The 18,385-nt window shown below is 70.4% G+C and carries 12 protein-coding genes and 2 pseudogenes; 8 read left to right on the forward strand and 6 right to left on the reverse strand.

Annotation, left to right across the window (positions count from 1 at the left end; genetic code table 11):
* The first annotated feature begins 37 nt into the window (after positions 1-37).
* Together speB and OG819_RS19655 are read left to right on the forward strand one after the other, a co-directional pair.
* The gene (speB, locus tag OG819_RS19650) at positions 38-1,039 is read left to right on the forward strand and encodes an agmatinase (protein ID WP_266413764.1); all 1,002 of its coding nucleotides are present in this window, start codon (positions 38-40) and stop codon (positions 1,037-1,039) included.
* Positions 1,036-2,724 carry a thiamine pyrophosphate-binding protein gene (locus OG819_RS19655; protein WP_266650691.1) on the forward strand — a complete coding sequence of 563 codons (1,689 nt, stop codon included), beginning with the start codon at positions 1,036-1,038 and terminating at the stop codon, positions 2,722-2,724. Before speB ends, OG819_RS19655 begins: the two co-directional genes overlap by 4 nt.
* Positions 2,725-2,749: 25 nt before the next feature.
* On the opposite strand, the gene OG819_RS19660 is transcribed toward OG819_RS19655, so the two are convergent.
* From OG819_RS19660 to OG819_RS19670, 3 genes are all read right to left on the reverse strand, one after another.
* Positions 2,750-3,553: an endonuclease I family protein gene (locus tag OG819_RS19660; protein WP_266624859.1), complete on the reverse strand. Its 804-nt coding sequence runs from the start codon at positions 3,551-3,553 to the stop codon at positions 2,750-2,752.
* A 203-nt stretch (positions 3,554-3,756) separates the two neighbouring features.
* Positions 3,757-6,030, reverse strand: a complete 2,274-nt coding sequence (locus OG819_RS19665; protein WP_266650692.1) for a glycosyltransferase family 39 protein — start codon at positions 6,028-6,030, stop codon at positions 3,757-3,759.
* Between the two features lie 94 nt (positions 6,031-6,124).
* Complete coding sequence (locus OG819_RS19670; RefSeq protein WP_266650693.1) at positions 6,125-6,742, reverse strand: hypothetical protein; 618 nt, start codon at positions 6,740-6,742, stop codon at positions 6,125-6,127.
* A 455-nt stretch (positions 6,743-7,197) separates the two neighbouring features.
* Here OG819_RS19670 and OG819_RS19675 point away from each other — a divergent pair, with 455 nt between their 5' ends.
* The 4 genes and pseudogenes from OG819_RS19675 (at position 7,198) to OG819_RS19690 (ending at position 13,032) form a co-directional block, all read left to right on the forward strand.
* Entirely contained in the window at positions 7,198-8,160 is a 963-nt protein-coding gene (locus tag OG819_RS19675) for a serine hydrolase (RefSeq protein ID WP_266624856.1), read from the forward strand.
* Positions 8,161-8,213: 53 nt separating this feature from the next.
* A pseudogene (locus OG819_RS19680) lies at positions 8,214-8,384 on the forward strand (esterase-like activity of phytase family protein); the annotation flags it as partial.
* A gap of 305 nt (positions 8,385-8,689) precedes the next feature.
* Positions 8,690-9,211: pseudogene (locus OG819_RS19685) on the forward strand (esterase-like activity of phytase family protein); the annotation flags it as partial.
* Positions 9,212-9,288: 77 nt separating this feature from the next.
* Complete coding sequence (locus OG819_RS19690; RefSeq protein WP_266650694.1) at positions 9,289-13,032, forward strand: ABC transporter ATP-binding protein; 3,744 nt, start codon at positions 9,289-9,291, stop codon at positions 13,030-13,032.
* 22 nt (positions 13,033-13,054) lie between these two features.
* Here the strand turns inward: OG819_RS19690 and OG819_RS19695 are convergent, their stop codons facing one another.
* The gene (locus OG819_RS19695) at positions 13,055-13,531 is read right to left on the reverse strand and encodes a hypothetical protein (protein ID WP_266650696.1); all 477 of its coding nucleotides are present in this window, start codon (positions 13,529-13,531) and stop codon (positions 13,055-13,057) included.
* Positions 13,532-13,692: 161 nt separating this feature from the next.
* Here OG819_RS19695 and OG819_RS19700 point away from each other — a divergent pair, with 161 nt between their 5' ends.
* Both OG819_RS19700 and OG819_RS19705 read left to right on the forward strand, forming a co-directional pair.
* Positions 13,693-14,088 (forward strand): hypothetical protein, encoded by a 396-nt coding sequence (locus tag OG819_RS19700; RefSeq protein ID WP_266413776.1) that lies wholly within the window; start codon positions 13,693-13,695, stop codon positions 14,086-14,088.
* A gap of 106 nt (positions 14,089-14,194) precedes the next feature.
* Entirely contained in the window at positions 14,195-15,643 is a 1,449-nt protein-coding gene (locus OG819_RS19705; protein WP_266624853.1) for a S28 family serine protease, read from the forward strand.
* Between the two features lie 49 nt (positions 15,644-15,692).
* On the opposite strand, the gene OG819_RS19710 is transcribed toward OG819_RS19705, so the two are convergent.
* Both OG819_RS19710 and OG819_RS19715 read right to left on the reverse strand, forming a co-directional pair.
* Positions 15,693-16,325 carry a hypothetical protein gene (locus OG819_RS19710; protein WP_266650698.1) on the reverse strand — a complete coding sequence of 211 codons (633 nt, stop codon included), beginning with the start codon at positions 16,323-16,325 and terminating at the stop codon, positions 15,693-15,695.
* 151 nt (positions 16,326-16,476) lie between these two features.
* Entirely contained in the window at positions 16,477-18,318 is a 1,842-nt protein-coding gene (locus tag OG819_RS19715) for a glycoside hydrolase family 3 protein (RefSeq protein ID WP_266650700.1), read from the reverse strand.
* Between the last annotated feature and the right edge of the window lie 67 nt (positions 18,319-18,385).

The following is an 18,385-nucleotide window of genomic DNA, read 5'->3' on the forward strand; positions in this document are numbered from 1 at the left end:
CGACGCATCACCCCGTACCACCTGGAGGAGTCCGACGATGAGCAGCACCGAGTACCCGGCAGCAGGCGGCAGCCAGCCACGCGGCCCCGTCGACTCGTCCCGCGTCCCGCGGTACGCGGGCCCCGCGACCTTCGCCCGGCTGCCGCGCCTCGACGAGGTCGGCAGCGCCGACGTCGCCGTGGTCGGCGTGCCCTTCGACTCCGGGGTCTCCTACCGGCCGGGCGCCCGCTTCGGCGGCAACGCCATCCGCGAGGCCTCCCGTCTGCTGCGCCCGTACAACCCGGCGCAGGACGCCTCCCCCTTCGCCCTCGCCCAGGTCGCCGACGCCGGTGACATCGCGGCGAACCCGTTCAACATCAACGAGGCCGTGGAGACGGTCGAGGCGGCGGCCGACGAGCTGCTCGGCACGGGTGCCCGCCTGATGACGCTGGGCGGCGACCACACCATCGCCCTCCCGCTCCTGCGCTCCGTCGCCAAGAAGCACGGCCCGGTGGCCCTGCTCCACTTCGACGCGCACCTCGACACCTGGGACACCTACTTCGGCGCCGAGTACACGCACGGAACCCCGTTCCGCCGGGCGGTGGAGGAAGGGATCCTGGACACGGAGGCCCTCTCCCACGTCGGCACCCGCGGCCCGCTGTACGGCAAGCAGGACCTCACCGACGACGAGAAGATGGGCTTCGGCATCGTCACCTCGGCGGACATCTACCGCCGGGGCGCCGACGAGGTCGCCGACCAGCTGCGCCAGCGCATCGGCGACCGCCCGCTGTACATCTCCATCGACATCGACTGCCTCGACCCGGCGCACGCCCCCGGCACGGGCACGCCGGAGGCCGGTGGCATGACCTCCCGCGAGCTGCTGGAGATCCTGCGCGGACTGTCCTCCTGCAACCTGGTCTCCGCGGACGTGGTCGAGGTCGCGCCCGCGTACGACCACGCCGAGATCACGGCGGTGGCCGCGTCCCACACGGCGTACGAACTGACGACGATCATGTCCCGTCAGATCGCGCAGGCCCGTAAGGACGGCGAAGCGAAGTGACCCACGACCACGACCTGGTTCTCCGTCCGTCGGCGGCGCAGACGGAGGCCGCGCTGAATCCGCCCCCCGGCCGCAACGGCGGAGACCTGGTCGTGGAGACCCTCTCCGGTCTCGGCGCCACGACCGTCTTCGGCCTGCCCGGACAGCACGCACTGGGCATGTTCGACGCCCTGCGCCGGTCCTCGTTGCAGTACATCGGCCTGCGCGTGGAGAACAACGCGGGGTTCGCGGCCGACGCGTACGGCCGCATCACGGGTGAGGCCGCACCGCTGCTGCTCTCCACCGGCCCGGGTGCGCTGACCTCCCTGGCCGCGCTCCAGGAGGCCGCCGCGGCCTCCGCCCCCGTCCTCGCCATCAGCAGCCAGATCCCCACCGCCGGGCTGGGCGGCGGACGCCACGGCTATCTGCACGAACTCCCGGACCAGCAGGCGTCGTTCAGGGGTGTCGTCAAGTCCGTCCACACGGTCCGTACGCAGTCGCAGATCCCCTCCGCCATCGCGGCGGCCTGGGAGTCGGCGCTGACCGCCCCGCACGGCCCCGTCTGGGTGGAGATCCCGCAGGACGTCCTCCTCGCCGAGACCCACCTGCCGCAGGTCACGGCGATGGACGCGACCCCGGAGGACGTCGTCCCGCGCCCCGAACTGACGGCGCTGGCGGCCCACTTGCTGTCCTCGGCGGCCCGCCCCGCGATCATCGCGGGCGGCGGGGTCGTACGGTCGGACGCGTCCGGCAAGCTGAAGTCGCTGGCGGAGAAGTTGAACGCGCCGGTCGTCACCACCTTCGGCGGCAAGGGCGCGTTCCCCTGGAACCACCCGCTCTCGCTCCAGTCCTGGCTGGAGGACCGGCACACCACCGACTTCCTCGAGGACGCGGACGTCCTGCTGGTCGTCGGCTCCGGCCTTGGCGAACTGTCCTCGAACTACCACACGTTCAAGCCCCGCGGCCGGGTCATCCAGATCGAGGCCGACCTCGGCAAGCTGGAGTCCAACCACCCGGCGATCGGCATCCACGCGGATGCCCGGCTCGCGCTCTCCGCGCTCCTGGAGACCGTCGAGGAGCGCCCCGACCCGACGGCGGCGGACCGCGTACGCGTGCTGCTCGACCGGGTGGGCGAGCGCATCGCCGCGCAGGAACTCACCCTGGAACAGGAGGTGCTGGCGTCCGTGCGCCGGGCCCTCCCGTCCACCTCCCCGTCCTTCTGGGACATGACCATCCTGGCGTACTGGGCGTGGTCCGCCTTCGACCCGCGCGGGAAGAACACCATGCACTCCGCCCAGGGCGCGGGCGGCCTCGGCTACGGCTTCCCGGCGGCCCTCGGCGCGGCGGCGGCCGATCCCACCCGCCCGGTCCTCGCGGTCTCCGGCGACGGCGGCGCGTTGTATTCGATCGCCGAACTCGCCACGGCGAGGCAGTACGACCTGAACGTCACCTGGCTGATCGTCGACGACGGCGGCTACGGCATCCTGCGCGAGTACATGACCGACGCCTTCGGCCAGGCCACGGCGACGGAGTTGGCCCGCCCCGACTACGTGGCGCTGGCCGAGTCCTTCGGCGTCCCGGGGGTCCGTACGACCCCCGAGACACTGGAGGAGGACCTGGTGAAGGCCCTGGCGACCCCCGGCCCGTCCGTGGTGCTGCTCCCGGCGGTACTGCGGATGTTCGCGCCCACCCACCTCGGGAGCTGACGGCCCGGTCGACCGGCACAGCCGTCTACCAGATCGCGTCCACCCACTCCGGGTGGTCGATGAACGGGTTGCGGTTGTGCTGGTAGGTGTCGTAGATGACCTGGTTGCGCTTCTCCTCGAAGGCGCTCGGCGGGTCCTCGTCGCTCCACTCCTTGAGCACGGAGAGCTTCCCGATGTACGGGTTGCTTCCGTTGTTCACCTTCTCGTTGGGCTCGAGGTCGGCGAAGCCGTCGTCGCCCTCGTACCGCACGGCCATGTAGAGGATCATGCGGGCCACGTCGCCCTTGTCCGCGTCGCGGGGCTCGAACGAGTCGGAGTCGGTGAGGCTGCCGCCTCCGCCGCTGACGGTGCTGCCGCCGTTGTCGAAGTCCTTGTTGCCACGGATGCTGTTGACCTGGACGTCCGCGGGACGCAGGTGGTGCAGGTCCGTGCCGGGACCGGTCACCTCGCCGAAGTCGCCGTGGGACTTGGCCCACACGTGCTCGCGGTTCCAGTCGCCGACGTCTCCGCCGTTGAGGGACTTGGCGCGCGAGGTGCCGCTGTACAGCAGGATCACGTTGTTGCTGTTGTTCGGGTCCTGGTCGGTGACCATGAGCGCGTTCCAGACCGCGGAGTACGAGATCTTGGTCTGGCTGCTGATGATCGTGTGCAGCGAGGACTTCAGGGTGCTGCCGGTCTTGCCGACCGCGTTCTTGTAGTACGTGCTGTCGTACGCGGTCGTCGTGGCGCTCGCGGGGGTGGCGGTCATCGTCGGCAGGGTGAGGCCTACCAGGACGGCTGAGGTGGTCAGCGCCAGCGTCTTCCAGCGGCGTATGTGCGTGGCGGGCATGGTGGGGGCGTCCGATCTACGCGGGTTGAATGGGCGGGCAATCGGAGCGTGACATGGACATGCGTTTCTGGGAATGAACGGAAGATGTCGGTTGTGTATCGGACGTCGGCAAGTCGCTTGCTGCGTACGCGATATGACATGCCAGAAGGCCCTTGACCGGGGGTGACTCGGTCAGGGGCCTTCTGGGCGTGCGGGGGAGTGGATCAGTTGAGGTCGGACGGGTCCAGGCGGTAGAGCGTCGACGTCTGGGTGGTGGACGACGAGGAGCCCGAGGAGCCCGAGGAGCCCGACGACGTCGATGACGAGCTCTTGCTGTACGCGCTCTCCTTCACCGCCGTGGCGTTCTTCTGCACCCAGGCGGTGATCTGGGAGTTGAGCGTGTTGTCGCCGCCCATACCGCCCCCCATGCCGCCACCGAGCTGGATGTAGTGCAGCTCGCCCTTCTTCACCAGCTCCTTGAGCTTGGCGAGCGTCATGGCCTTGTCGGAGCCGGTGAAGCCGAACATGGAGATCACGGGCTTGCCGGTGCTCACGATCAGCTGCGAGGCGCCCTGCGAGTTGGACACCGCGAGCAGCCACTTGGCGCCGTCCTGGTGCTTCTCCAGGTAGGCGACCAGCTCGCCGCTGGTGGTGCCGCCCATGCCGCCACCGCCGCCCGCGCCGCCACCGGGGAAGCCTCCCGTGCCGCCGGACCGGCCGCTGGTGCCGTTCGGAGGCGTGCCGGTCTGGCCGCCCGTGGGGGCGCCTTCCTGATCCCCGGGTGCGCCGCCGCCCTGAGGCAGTTCGCCGTTGCCGCCGGGGAAGCCGCCCTGCTGACCGCCCGCCTCGGCGTTCTGGCCGCCCTGCTGGGTGCCGCCGGGCGCCTCGCCGCCGGGGGCGTTGCCGCCGCCGAAGCCACCCCGGCCACCGCCCGGACCGCCGCCGCCGAAGCCGCCGTTGCCGGTGGAGGGCCCGGCGGTCGGGTTGGTGCCGCCCATGCCGCCGCCCGCGCCGCCACCAGCACCCGCGGGTACGGCGATCGCGTACGCCGCCGGACCCGCCAGGGCCGCGACGAACGCCGCGGCCACGGACGCGGCCAGCAGCCGTACCCGATGGCCGGAGCGGAACACGAACAGGCCCACGATCGCCAGCACCATGACCACCGCGATGGCCGGCCACAGCCAGCTGTTCCAGCCGGAGGCCCGGCGCAGCAGCACGACCGCCCAGATGCCGGTGACCGCGAGAGCGGCGGGCAGCACCCAGGACCAGCGTGCGTCTTCGCCGCGGAAGGCACGCAGGAGCAGCACGCCACCCGCGCCGGTGAGAACCGCGATGCCGGGGGCGAGCGCGGTCGTGTAGTAGGGGTGCATGGTGCCCTCGGCCATGCTGAAGGTCAGGAAGTGCAGCACGGTCCAGCCGCCCCACAGCACCAGCGCGGCGCGCGTCTGGTCGGTGCGCGGTGCGCGGCCGCACAGCACCAGTCCGCCGACGAGCGCGATGCCCGCGAAGGGGAGCAGCCAGGAGATCTGGCCGCCGAGGATGTCGTTGAACATCCGGCCCAGGCCCGCGGTACCGGCGAAGGTGCCACCTCCTCCGCCGCCGCCTCCTCCTCCGTTGCCCTCGCCGCCGAGGACGCGGCCCAGGCCGTTGTAGCCCATGATCAGGTTCCAGGCGCTGCCGTCCGTCGAACCGCCGATGTAGGGGCGGTCGTCGGCGGGCACGAGGGAGACGGCCGCCGCCCACCAGAAGCTGGACACGGCCAGGGCCACGGTGGCGAGCAGCAGGTTGCGGACCTTCTGCGGCCAGCCGAGTCGCGACGCGTACAGGTACACCGCGAAGACGGCGGGCAGGGCGATGTAGCCCTGGAGCATCTTGGTGTTGAAGGCGAGTCCGAAGCACACCGCCGAGCCGAGCAGCGGCAGCAGCCTGCCGTCGCGGGTCGCCCGCAGACCCAGGGCGGCGGCCGCGACCATCAGCAGGACGAGGGTGGTGTCGGGGTTGTTGTCCCGGTTGATGGCGACGGTGATCGGGGTCAGGGCGAGGACGAGGGCGGCCACGGTTGCTGCCGCGTGTCCGAAGACCCGCTTCACCGAGGAGTGCATGATCCAGATCGTGCCGAGCGCTGCCGCGATCATGGGCCCCATCATCTGCCAGGTGCCGAAACCGAAGATCCGGCAGAACAGGCTCATGATCATGAGGGCGAACGGCGGTTTGTCGACCGTGATGAAGTTGCCCGCGTCCAGCGAGCCGAAGAACCACGCCTTCCAGCTGTGCGTGCCACTGAGCACGGCGGCGCTGTAGAAGCTGTTCAGGCTGGAGGAGGACAGGTTCCAGGAGTACAGCACCGCGGCCAGCACCATGATCGCGATCAGGGCGGGGAGTGACCAGCGGGGGGCGGCGGGGGTGGGCGACGGCTCCTGGGTCGGCTCGGCGGCCGGTACGCCGGGGGCCGCGGAGGGGCCGGGGGCCGGGGGCAGTGGGTCGGTGGCAGATGTCACCAGTGCACCGTGCACACCGCCGATGGGTACGGGCTGTGCTCTGTCTGGGGGTGAGCTGTGGATGGATGAGATCCCGGTAAGAGAACGTCGTGCCCTAACCGCGGTCCGGCTGGGAGAACCAGGGGGCGAGCAGGTCTCTCATCAGAGCGGCGAAGGCGCCGTCCAGGACGTCTTCCCGGCGCTGGTCGCCCACGGCTTCGGGACAGAGGGCGGCAGGGCGGGCGATCCAGAGGATCTTCCAGGTCATGGAGTTCAGTGCGGGGTCGCCCCAGATTCCGCCGTTCGGGACGAGCGGGTGCAGCAGATCGCTGACCCGTTCCAGCGCGAGCCGTACCAAAGGGCCCTCGGCCGCTGTGTGGGCCGCGATGAAGGCCGTGGGTGAGGAGCGGGCGACGGCGGCTGTGGTCGGATGGCGGCGGATGTTGCGAACGACGTGTGCCAGATGGTCGGTGATCCCTGGAACCGTTCCATCGCTGGGGCGGGTGCGGTGCGCCGCGTCGAAGGCGACGGAGAGTTCGGCCTTCAGCGCGAGCAGGTGCAGCGCGGAGGCGGACTTCCAGTTGGCGTAAAGGAAGTTGCGTGACGTGCCGCAACTGCGCGCTATGGCGGTGAGGGGCACGTCCAGGCCGTCGGCGCGCATGAGTTCGCGCACTGTGGCGACCACCTGGGCCGTGCCGTAAGGGTTGCGCTCGTACGCGAATCCAGGGCTCATGACACCAACTGTGCAAAAAGGTGTGAGCAGCCGGGGGGTGATTGTCACTGGTCCACTCAAATGAGCGACGCGTGAGCGATAGGGGCGGGATTGTGCACGGTTGCGGGCGGAGGTAGTGCTGACGCGGGGGGCAATGCCTTTTCGTCTGGAGGATGCCCGGGACGAACGGCAGGGCGAACTCGCGGATCATCACCGCCTGTTGTCCGAGCAGCCGCCCCGCCATGGACCGGCCACCTCTCCCGCGTCGCCGGCACCATCGCGAGCGTGCAACTCGGCATGGCGGGCGAACTCCTCGACCACGCGGCCGACCTGCCGGCCGACGCGGACAGCCGGGGTGCCCGGCCGAATCCTCATCCGTAGAACGCGCGTACAACTTTCGGCCACTCACGCGAGTCATGAGAGGCGAGTGCGCCACGGGCGCGCTCGTACTGGTTCAAAGGGGATGGGGAACCTCCATGACTCACCGGATATCCCGGCGGGCCCGTGTGCTCGCGGCGAGCCTCGGCGCCGGGGTGATCGTGCCGTTCGCGGCGGCCGCCGCACCGGCCACCGCCGCCACGGCGCCACAGGTCAGCTGTACGTCGAACAAGGCGGGCCTGGCCACCAAGCTGCAGAAGGACATCACCACGGCGCTCAAGGGCCGCGCCGGTACCGTCGCCGTCGGTCTCTACGACCGTACGACGAAGACCACCTGCACCCTGCGGAGCAGCACGGCGTACGACTCCGCCAGCGTCGTCAAGGCCACCGTGCTGGCCACGCTGCTGTGGGACGCCAAGAAGCACAACCGGTATCTGACCAGCCGCGAGCAGACTCTCGCCACGGCAATGATCACCAAGTCGGACAACAACGCCACCAGCACGCTGTGGAAGCAGCTCGGTGTGACCAAGGTGAAGGGTTTCCTCGCCGCCGCGGGGATGACGCAGACCAAGCCGGGCGCCAACAACTACTGGGGACTCACCCAGATCACGGTGCGGGACGAGCAGAAGCTGCTCGCGCTCCTCACCGCCAAGAACTCCGTGCTGAGCGACAACGCCCGCGCCTACGAGCTGAAGCTGATGGGCAAGGTCATCTCCTCGCAGCGCTGGGGCACCCCGGCCGGAGCGCCCTCCTCGGTCGCCGTGCACGTCAAGAACGGCTGGCTGTCGCGCGCCACGCACGGCTGGCGGGTGCACAGCGTCGGCACCTTCAACGGCGCGGGCCACGACTACATGATCACCGTGCTCACGCAGGACAACAGCACCATGCAGTACGGCGTCAACACCATCCAGGCCGTCGCCAAGGCCATTCACAAGGACTTGGTGCCGGCGCCCTCCACGACGAGCTCCGCGACCAGCTCCACGACCGGCGCGAGCGTGCAGCGGTACGTGCCCACGAGCAACCCCCAGGAAGCGATCCCGGCGGTTCCGTCCGTGGGCTGACGCTTCACGAGGCGGCCTCCCGCGCGTCACCGAGTCGCCCTACGGTGACCGGCATGCGCCTGAGATCCGTACTCGCCACCGTCACCGCCGGCCTGGCGGCGGCCACGTCCCTGACCGCCGCCGGGCCCGCCGTCGCCGACACCCGTGTCTGCTCGCCCGCGGTCTCGATCACGAGCTACTCCGACGCCCTCGACAAGACCACGTACGACGGCACCTTCGTCGGCACTCCGCGCAGTACGGCTACCGTACCGACACCGGCCTCGGCGTCTCCGAGGCCCAGGCCACCGTTCCTTTGGACTGAGCGGGAGTGAGCCCGACAGCCGCACGCCCCGAACGGTCTTGGGCGCTCACCCACTGCCTTAAGGGGGTGGGAGGTACCTCCAGGTCCCCGGCGTACTCGACCCCGGGGCGGCGACACGCATCCTGTGCGTGGTCCGGGCCCGGGAGGCCAGTTCCCTGCGCGGGCTGGTCATGTGGATACGGCCAGAGGGCGACGGGGAGGCCCTGAACCATCACTCCGGTGGAGCAGGGGCCCCGAACGCCGGCACCGCACCGGCCTCCCAGATCGCACAGCCACGCTAACCCGGATGGCCCAAGGCGTCGCAAGCCCGGAAGCCGACCATCACACGATCGAGCTAAAACGGCCTCACGCACGCTCCTAGATGAGCAGTTGCCAACCTCCGACGGCCGCCTCCTCGTCCTGGAGCGCGGCTTCCCCGTCGGCGTGGGCAGCACCGTCCGTCTCTACCTCGCCGACCTCCGCCACGCCACGGACCCCCGCCGCATCGACACCCTGACCGGCCAGGACGGCGTGCGGCTCGCCCGCAAGACGCTCCTCGCCGACCTCGTGAACCGTCCTTCACTGGGCGCCCAGGCCAAGCAGCCCCAGCCCAACCCGCTCCTCGACAACATAGAGGGGCTGACGATCACCGGCCGCACCCCGGACGGCCGTCTCACGCTCCTGCTGGTCAGCGACGACAACCAGAACGCCGTCCAGACCACCCGCCTGTACTCCCTGAGTGCCCGCCTGCCACGCACGGTGAAGTGCTGATTGTTGCGGAGGGATGAAATCCGCTTCGTTCGGCGTTGGTGCTTTGCGGTGGAGTGAGATCTACGGAAGGCACCGGTGTGGCAGTGGAACAGAGCGAGGCCGGGCAAGGAAAGCCCGGCTGGGCGCGGCGACTGGCCGGGTACGCGTGGCGCTACCCGAAGGACGTCCTGCTCGCGCTCGGCTCCTCCCTCGCCGGCATGGCCGTCATGGCGATCGTCCCGCTGATCACCAAGGTGATCATCGACGACGTCGTCGGGAACCACAGCAAGGCCATGGCGCCCTGGGCGGGCGCTCTCATAGCCGCCGCCGTCCTCGTCTACGTCCTCGCCTACATCCGCCGCTACTACGGCGGCCGCCTCGCCCTCGACGTCCAGCACGACCTGCGGACCGAGATGTACGAGACGATCACCCGGCTCGACGGACGACGCCAGGACGAGCTGTCGACCGGCCAGGTCGTCGGCCGTGCCACCAGCGACCTCCAGCTGATCCAGGGCCTGCTCTTCATGCTCCCGATGACCATCGGGAACGTGCTGCTCTTCCTGATCTCTCTCGGGATCATGGCCTCGCTGTCCTTGCCCCTCACGCTGGTCGCGCTCGCCGTCGCCCCCGCCCTCTGGGTCGTCGCCAAGCGCAGCCGCTCCAAGCTGCACCCCGCCACCTGGTACGCGCAGGCGCAGGCCGCCGCCGTGGCGGGTGTGGTCGACGGCGCCGTCAGCGGCGTACGCGTGGTGAAGGGCTTCGGGCAGGAGGAGCAGGAGACCGGGAAGCTCCGGGACGTCGGGCGGCGGCTCTTCGCCGGGCGGCTGCGGACCATCCGGCTCAACGCCAAGTACACCCCGGCCCTCCAGGCCGTGCCCGCCCTCGGTCAGGTCGCGATGCTCGCGCTGGGCGGCTGGCTCGCCGTACGGGGACAGATCACGCTCGGCACGTTCGTCGCGTTCTCCTCGTACCTCTCCCAGCTCGTGGGACCGGTGCGGATGCTCGCCGTGGTCCTCACCGTCGGACAGCAGGCCCGTGCGGGCGCCGAGCGCGTCCTCGAGCTCATCGACACCGAGCCGTCGATCAAGGACGGCACCAAGGTCCTCCCGGCCGACGCGCCCGCGACCGTCGAGTTCGACGACGTGTCCTTCTCGTACGAGGACGCGCGGCCGGTGCTCGACGGGCTGAGCTTCGAGATCCGCCCGGGCGAGACCCTCGCCGTGGTCGGCTCGTCCGGCTCCGGCAAGTCGACGGTCTCGCTGCTGATGCCCCGCTTCTACGACGTGACGCACGGCGCCGTCCTCATCGGCGGGCACGACGTCCGCGAGCTGACGCAGGAGTCGCTGCGTGCCGCGATCGGACTGGTCCCCGAGGACTCCTTCCTCTTCTCCGACACCGTGCGCGCCAACATCGCCTACGGCCGTCCGGAGGCGACCCAGGAGGAGATCGAGACCGCGGCCCGCGCCGCGCAGGCGGACCGTTTCATCGCCGAGCTGCCCGGGGGCTACGACACCAAGGTCGGCGAGCACGGCCTCACGCTCTCCGGCGGCCAGCGCCAGCGCGTCGCCCTCGCCCGCGCCATCCTCACCGACCCGCGCCTGCTGGTCCTCGACGACGCCACCTCCGCCGTGGACGCCCGGGTCGAGCACGAGATCCACGAGGCCCTCAAGGGGGTCATGGAGGGCCGCACCACCCTCCTCATCGCCCACCGCCGCTCCACCCTGAACCTCGCCGACCGCATCGCCGTTCTCGCCGACGGCCGCCTCGCCGACATCGGCACGCACGAGGAACTCCAGCAGCGCTCCCCGCTGTACCGCCGGCTGCTGACCGACCCGGACGAGCTGGGCGGCGTCTCGCCCGGTCACGCCCAGCCCGCAGTGCCCCAGGAGGACACCTCGGTACGGGACGAGCTGGACGCCGAGTTCGACGCCGAGCGCGGGGTCACTCCCCGCCTGTGGACGGGCGACCGGGAGCCCAAGGACGACGCGCTGTCCGGCATGCCCGCCACCCCCGAGCTCCTCACCCTGGTCGAGGCGCTGCCCCCGGCCACCGACATCCCCGGCATCGACGAGGCGAGTGCGGTCAGGCCCGAGGAGTCGTACGGGCTGCGCAGGCTGCTGCGCGGCTTCGGGCTTCCGCTGCTGGTCAGTCTGGGTCTCGTGGCCGTGGACGCGGGCATGAGCCTGCTGCTGCCGGTGCTGATCCGGCACGGCATCGACCAGGGCGTCACCCGGATGGCGATCGGCGCGGTGTGGGCCGCCGCCGCGCTGGCCCTGGTCACCGTGCTCGTCCAGTGGGCCGCGCAGATCGGCGAGACCCGGATGACGGGCCGGACCGGCGAGCGGGTCCTCTACTCCCTGCGTCTGAAGATCTTCGCGCAGCTCCAGCGCCTCGGGCTCGACTACTACGAGCGGGAGCTGACCGGCCGGATCATGACCCGGATGACGACCGACGTCGACGCGCTGTCGACGTTCCTCCAGACGGGCCTGGTCACCGCCTGCGTCTCGGTCGTCACCTTCTTCGGCATCATGGGCGCGCTGCTGGTGATCGACGTACAGCTCGCGCTGGTCGTCTTCGTGACCCTTCCGCCGCTGGTCATCGGCACGTTCTTCTTCCGCCGGGCGAGCGTGAAGGCGTACGAACTCGCCCGCGAGCGGGTGTCGGCGGTCAACGCCGACCTCCAGGAGTCGGTCTCCGGACTGCTGATCCTGCAGGCGTTCCGGCGCGAGCGCTCGAGCGGGCGGCGGTTCGCGGAGGGCAGCGACAGCTACCGCAAGGCGCGTATCCGCGGCCAGTGGCTGATATCGGTCTACTTCCCGTTCGTGCAACTGCTGTCGTCGGTCGCGTCGGCCGCGGTGCTGATCGTGGGCGCGCACCGGGTGGACGCCGGCACCCTCACCACGGGCGCGCTGGTCGCCTACCTCCTCTACATCGACCTGTTCTTCGCCCCCGTGCAGCAGCTCTCGCAGGTCTTCGACGGCTACCAGCAGGCCACGGTCTCGCTGGGCCGCATCCAGGAACTGCTCCAGGAGCCGACCTCGACGAAGGCCGCCGACGAACCGCTGGAGGTCCTCTCCCTGCGGGGCGACATCGCCTTCGAGAACGTCGACTTCGCCTACGGCGACGACGAGGAGGCGCTCAGCGGTGTCTCGCTGAACATCCCCGCCGGACAGACCGTCGCCTTCGTCGGCGAGACCGGCGCGGGCAAGTCGACGCTGGTGAAGCTGGTCGCCCGGTTCTACGACCCGACGGGCGGGCAGGTGACCGTCGACGGCACGGATCTGCGCTCGCTCGACCTGACCTCGTACCGCCACCGGCTCGGCGTCGTCCCCCAGGAGGCGTATCTCTTCCAGGGGACCGTCCGTGACGCCATCGCCTACGGGCGTCCCGACGCGACCGACGCCGAGGTGGAGTCCGCGGCCCGCGCGGTCGGCGCCCACGACATGATCGCCACGCTCGACGGCGGCTACCTCCACGAGGTCGCCGAGCGCGGCCGCAACCTCTCCGCAGGCCAGCGCCAGCTGATCGCGCTGGCCCGCGCCGAACTCGTCGACCCGGACGTGCTGCTCCTCGACGAGGCGACGGCGGCGCTGGACCTGGCGACGGAGGCCCTGGTCAACCAGGCCACCGACCGCCTCGCCGGCCGCCGTACGACCCTCGTCGTCGCCCACCGTCTGACGACGGCAGCCCGCGCCGACCGTGTCGTGGTCATGGACCACGGCCGCGTCGCCGAGGACGGCACCCACGACGAGCTCCTCCAGCAAGGCGGCCACTACGCGGAGTTGTGGAAGACGTTCGTCGGGGCTCCGGAGGAGGAAGAGCCGGTGCCTTCGTCGGCCTGAGCCGGAGCGTGCCCCGGACCTCTCAGCTCTTCGCCTTGATGTCGGAGATCTTCTTCGTGGCCAGGTCCGACCGCACGGTCAGATAGGTGTACGTGGGGTGCTGGACGGAGCCCCAGGTGAGGCGCACCGTCGACCAGGTGTGGCCCGCGCCGCTGTCTCCCGCCGTCACCTTCCAGGCGCTCGGCACGTTCTGCGCGCGCAGCACCCCGTCGGCGTGCTCGCGGCTCTCCCACTTCGCCAGGCGGGTGCGGAGATCCTTGGTCAGGTAGAAGGTGCGCAGGTGGGAGTCGAGGCGGCCGCTTGTCTCGTCGGTGACCGCGTCTATGTAGGCGCCGTAGAAGTCGGCCACCCGGTCGTAGGCGGGACCGTTGGCGCCGCTGCGGGCGGGTGGGGGAGCGCTGGAGCCGGCGAACGCGGGCACGGAGGCACCCGCCGAGGCGAGGAGTGCCGCTGCGACGAGCGCGCCGACGGCCGTACGTGAACGTGACGTGCGGGACATGGGTGAGCACCTTTCGTTCGTTTTCCGACCAGTTGGACACCGAACAAAGGGGTGCGGTTGCCCCAAAGAGGGAAGAAAACCTCGCTTGGGTGAACGGAACCATCCGACGTACGCCCTGCGTCCGTACACCAGTACGCTGAATGGCCGGGGGAGGGACGACAGTGGACCGTGGTGGTGCGATACGCCGGCGCCTGGCGCTGGGCCTTGCGGTGTTGACCGCGGCCGGGCTGATGGCGCTGATGAGTCCGGGCAGTGCGCAGGCGGCGGGCTCGTACTGTTCGGGCCGCAAGGTTCGTACGCTCACGTTTTCGACCGGATCCGTCCAGGTCTACAAGCGTGACGGCTATGTCTGCGCGGTGACCGTCCCCAAGAAGCAGCAGTCACACAGACGGCCGATGTCTGTCAGCGTGCAGGCGCGCGGCAACCGGCCCGTGGTCGACCAGGGCAGCTTCTCGCACCACGCGGGCCCCGTGACCGTCCACGCGGGCCACCGCTGCGTCCGCATCAAGGGTTCGGTCGGCTCGGGTTCGGTGAGCTCCGGCTGGATCCTCTGCTGAGCCGGCCGAGGCATCGCCTCCCGTAGGGTTTTCCCCATCTCCCCTGGTGCGCCTGTGAGTTGCTCCGATAGCTTCCAGCGCACATCCGTTTCACAGGGGAGTGTGCATGCGCAAGGCGCTCAGATGGCTGCTGGCGCTCACGGTGCTCATAGGCACGTTGAGCACGGCAGGGGCGGCCACCGCCGCCCAGCCGGAGGCCGCACCAGGCACCACGAGCACGGACACCGACATCAAGGACCGGCTGCTCGCGATACCGGGCATGAGCCTGGTCGAGGAGAAGCCGTACACCGGCTACCGCTTCTTCGTTCTCAACTACACCCAGCCGATCGACCACCGGCACCCGTCCAAGGGCACGTTCCAGCAGCGGATCACCGTGCTGCACAAGGACGTCTCCCGCCCGACGGTCTTCTACACCGGCGGCTACAACGTCTCCACGAACCCCGGCCGCCGTGAGCCCACCCAGATCGTGGACGGCAACCAGGTCTCGATGGAGTACCGCTTCTTCACCCCGTCGCGGCCCGCCCCGGCCGACTGGTCGAAGCTCGACATCTGGCAGGCGGCGAGCGACCAGCACCGCATCTTCGAGGCCCTCAAGCCGATCTACCGTCAGAAGTGGCTCTCCACGGGCGGCTCGAAGGGCGGCATGACCGCCACGTACTACGAGCGCTTCTACCCGCGCGACATGGACGGCGTCGTCGCCTACGTCGCCCCCAACGACGTGGTGAACAACGAGGACTCGGCGTACGACCGCTTCTTCGAGAACGTCGGCACCAAGGAGTGCCGCGACAAGCTGGACGCCGTGCAGCGCGAGGCGCTGGTGCGGCGCGCACCGCTGGAGAAGAAGTACGAGGCGTACGCCGCCGAGAACGGCCTCACCTTCACCACCATCGGGAGCCTCGACAAGGCGTACGAGGCGGTCGTGCTCGACTACGTGTGGGGCTTCTGGCAGTACAGCCTGCTCTCGGACTGCGACTCGATCCCGGCCGACGCCGCCCACGCCACCGATGACGCGATCTGGAACTCCGTCGACACCATCTCCGGCTTCTCGGCCTACGCCGACCAGGGCCTGGAGACGTACACGCCGTACTACTACCAGGCGGGCACGCAGCTCGGCGCGCCCACGATCCACTTCCCGTACATCGAGAAGAAGTACATCCGCTACGGCTACCAGCCGCCGCGGAACTTCGTGCCGCGCTCGATCCCGATGAGGTTCCAGCCGTGGGCCATGGCGGACGTGGACTCCTGGGTCCGCCACCACGCCGACCACATGCTCTTCGTCTACGGCCAGAACGACCCCTGGGGTGCGGAGCGCTTCCGGCTCGGCAAGGGCGCGCGTGACTCGTACGTCTTCACCGCTCCCGGCCTGAACCACGGTGCCAACGTCGCCGGTCTCGTCCCCGACGAGAAGGCCCTCGCGACGGCCCGCATCCTGGAGTGGGCCGGTGTCGCCTCGGCGACGGTCCAGGAGAACCCGTCGGCGGCCAAGCCGCTCGCGAAGTTCGACGCGAAGCTGGACCAGCGCGACATCGAGCGCGAGCCCACGCTGCGACCGTAACCCGGTTCACCGGCCGCGACCCGATTCAACGGCTGCGTCCGCCCCTCGGCTACACCGGGCGGGCGCAGCCCACGGGTTTGTCGCCGCCCAGTTGGACATAGAGGTCCGTGGACGACGGGCACTTGGCGCGGTCGACGACCGCCGATGTCACCTTGTACTCCGGGGGCTTCTCGCCCTTGCCGTCGCACGCGGTCTCCCGCACCTGACCGTCGCCCGAGCTGTAGACGCAGTCGCCGACGATGGTGCGGGGCCCGCCGCCTCCGCCCGGATCGCCGGGGTGCGGGGCCTCCAGCTTGCGCATGCAGGCGTAGCCCTGGGGGACGACCCCGTCGCCGTTCTCGTCCGAGGCGGGCCGGGTCTCGCTGATGTGCAGCACGAAGTCCGTGGTCGCGGGGCACAGCGGCCCGTCGGCCACCTTGCCGTCGTAGCGGGCGATCACCCGCGCGGCGGCCCGTTCGCTGCCGCAGGGCACCTCGGTGAAGCTGGTCGTCCCGAAGGAGCTGCACTCGTCGACCGCGAGGAACACCGCCCCGTAGCCGGAGGGCCGCGTCGATGTCGTCCCCGCGCTGGGTTCGGCGCTCCCCGAGCCCGACCAGCGGTCGCAGCCCGCGAGCGCGGCGACGGCCAGCAGCAGAGCGCACACCACCCCAACGGAACGCCGACCCGACGAGTTGGCTCGCATGGCTTCCCCCCCGATACCCCCGCCCAGCGTGACCCGTCGCAACGGGCACACGCCAGACATCCGGGGCGCTTTGCGTCCTTTGGGGGTGGTGCGCGGGGTGTGCGGCGTAGGGCCGGTACGCCAATCCCCACGCGAGCCGGTACGTCAGTCCCTACCGGACCTGGTACGTCAATCCGTATCCGATCGGATACAGCACTTTGGCGGGATCGTCCGCCCGGTCCACGGCCACCGGCAGCTTCCCGCGGGGCCTCGCGGCGCCCCCGATCACTCGGGCGGCGGCGCGCAGTTCGACATCCGTCCAGGAGTAGGTCGCCAGGTAAGCCCGCACGTCAGGGAGTTGAGCCACGTCGTACGGGTTGCGGATCGCGATCGCGACCAACGGGACGCCGGTGGCGACGAGCCGCTCGACGAGGGTCTTCTGGGACCCGGTCGCCGTCACGTTGTACGTGCCGACGACGACCGCGTCCACGCCTTCGGCCGCCGCCACCGCCTGGTCGATGCCCTCCGCGGAGGGCGCCGTTCCGGTGGACAGCGCCGTCGTCGTGAATCCCAGCTCGGTGAGAGCGGTGGCGAGGACGGTCGTGGGCGGTCCGTCGGTACCGGACGGCGAGGCGGGATCGGCGCCCACGACGAGGACGCGCGGGGTGCGCCGGCGCGAGAGCGGGAGCAGACGCTCCTCGTTGACCAGCAGTGTCGTCGTGCGCTCGGCGATCCGGTCGGCCGTCCTGCGGTGTGTCGCGGTGCCGACCGTGTGGTCGACGCCGGCGTCGGTGACGTACGGATTCTCCAGCAGGCCCAGCTTGGCCTTGAGGCGCAGGACGCGCAGGACGGACTCGTCGAGCCGGGCCTCGGTGAGCTCGCCGCCGTGCACGGCGTTCAGGACCGCGTTCCAGGCCACGTCGATGGACGGCGGGTTGAGGAGCTGGTCGACACCGGCCTTGAGCGCCAGTACGGGGACGCGGTCGTCGCCGTACTTCGTCCGGACGCCCTCCATGCCGAGCGAGTCGGTCACCACGAGCCCGTCGTAGCCGAGTTCCTCGCGCAGGATGCCGGTGAGGATCGGGTGGGAGAGCGTCGCGGGGTCCCCGGACGGGTCGAGGGCCGGGACCATGATGTGGGCGGTCATGATCGAGTCGACGCCGGCGCGGATGGCGGCGCGGAAGGGCACGGCGTCGAGGGTCGACCACAGCTCGCGGCTGTGCGTGATGACGGGGAAGCCGTAGTGGCTGTCGACGGCGGTGTCCCCGTGCCCCGGGAAGTGCTTCGACGTGGCCGCGACCCCGGCGCTCTGGTAGCCCTTCACCTCGGCCGCCACCAGCCCGGCCACCGCGTCCGGATCGGCGCCGAAGGAACGTACGCCGATGACCGGGTTGGCCGGGTTGACGTTCACGTCGGCGACCGGGGAGTAGTCCTGCCGGATGCCGAGGGCGCGCAGTTCGGCGCCGCCGATCCGCCCCACCGCACGGGCGTCCTCCCGCGAGCCGCCCGCGCCCAGCGCCATCGCGCCCGGGAACAGTGTCGCGGGCTTGCCCACCCGGGCCACCGCTCCGTACTCCTGGTCGGTGGAGATGAGGACGGGCAGCCCGCGCGGCTGGTCCAGCGACACCTTCTGGATGCCGTTCGAGAGGGCGGCGATCTGGTGCGGGCCGCGGGTGTTGTGCGCCCAGGTGAAGTAGATGATCCCGCCGACACGGTATTTGGCGATCAGCTCGGCGGCCGTCCGGACGCCCAGCTCCTCGAGGTTGGTGTCGATGTCGGCCTGGTCGGGTGCGGTGGCCGAGTGCCCGTACACCCGCATCACGAAGAGCTGGCCGACCTTCTCCTCCAGCGTCATACGGGAGACGAGCGCTCGGAGTGACGATTCGTCAGGGCGGTCCGCGGCGTCCTCGGCCGCACGGACGGGGGTGGTGCTCAGGGCCAGGGCCGCGGTGGTCCCGGCGGTGGCGGCGAGAACGGTACGTCTGGTTGGCCTGGAAGACCTCGATGGCCGCACGTGCGCTCCTCCCTCGTGAAGGAAACTTCCGAGGGGTCACGAATATCCGGGAAGTTTCTTCCAGTCA

The organism is Streptomyces sp. NBC_01549 (genome assembly GCF_026339955.1).
In the GTDB taxonomy this organism is placed as follows: domain Bacteria; phylum Actinomycetota; class Actinomycetes; order Streptomycetales; family Streptomycetaceae; genus Streptomyces.

What these genes read in the sequence shown, in the direction of transcription:
- speB (WP_266413764.1), top strand. Translation starts at nt 38, where the DNA reads ATGAGCAGCACCGAGTACCCGGCAGCAGGCGGCAGCCAGCCACGCGGC.
- OG819_RS19660 (WP_266624859.1), bottom strand. Translation starts at nt 3,553, where the DNA reads ATGCCCGCCACGCACATACGCCGCTGGAAGACGCTGGCGCTGACCACC.
- OG819_RS19670 (WP_266650693.1), bottom strand. Translation starts at nt 6,742, where the DNA reads ATGAGCCCTGGATTCGCGTACGAGCGCAACCCTTACGGCACGGCCCAG.
- OG819_RS19675 (WP_266624856.1), top strand. Translation starts at nt 7,198, where the DNA reads ATGACTCACCGGATATCCCGGCGGGCCCGTGTGCTCGCGGCGAGCCTC.
- OG819_RS19695 (WP_266650696.1), bottom strand. Translation starts at nt 13,531, where the DNA reads ATGTCCCGCACGTCACGTTCACGTACGGCCGTCGGCGCGCTCGTCGCA.
- OG819_RS19705 (WP_266624853.1), top strand. Translation starts at nt 14,195, where the DNA reads ATGCGCAAGGCGCTCAGATGGCTGCTGGCGCTCACGGTGCTCATAGGC.
- OG819_RS19710 (WP_266650698.1), bottom strand. Translation starts at nt 16,325, where the DNA reads ATGCGAGCCAACTCGTCGGGTCGGCGTTCCGTTGGGGTGGTGTGCGCT.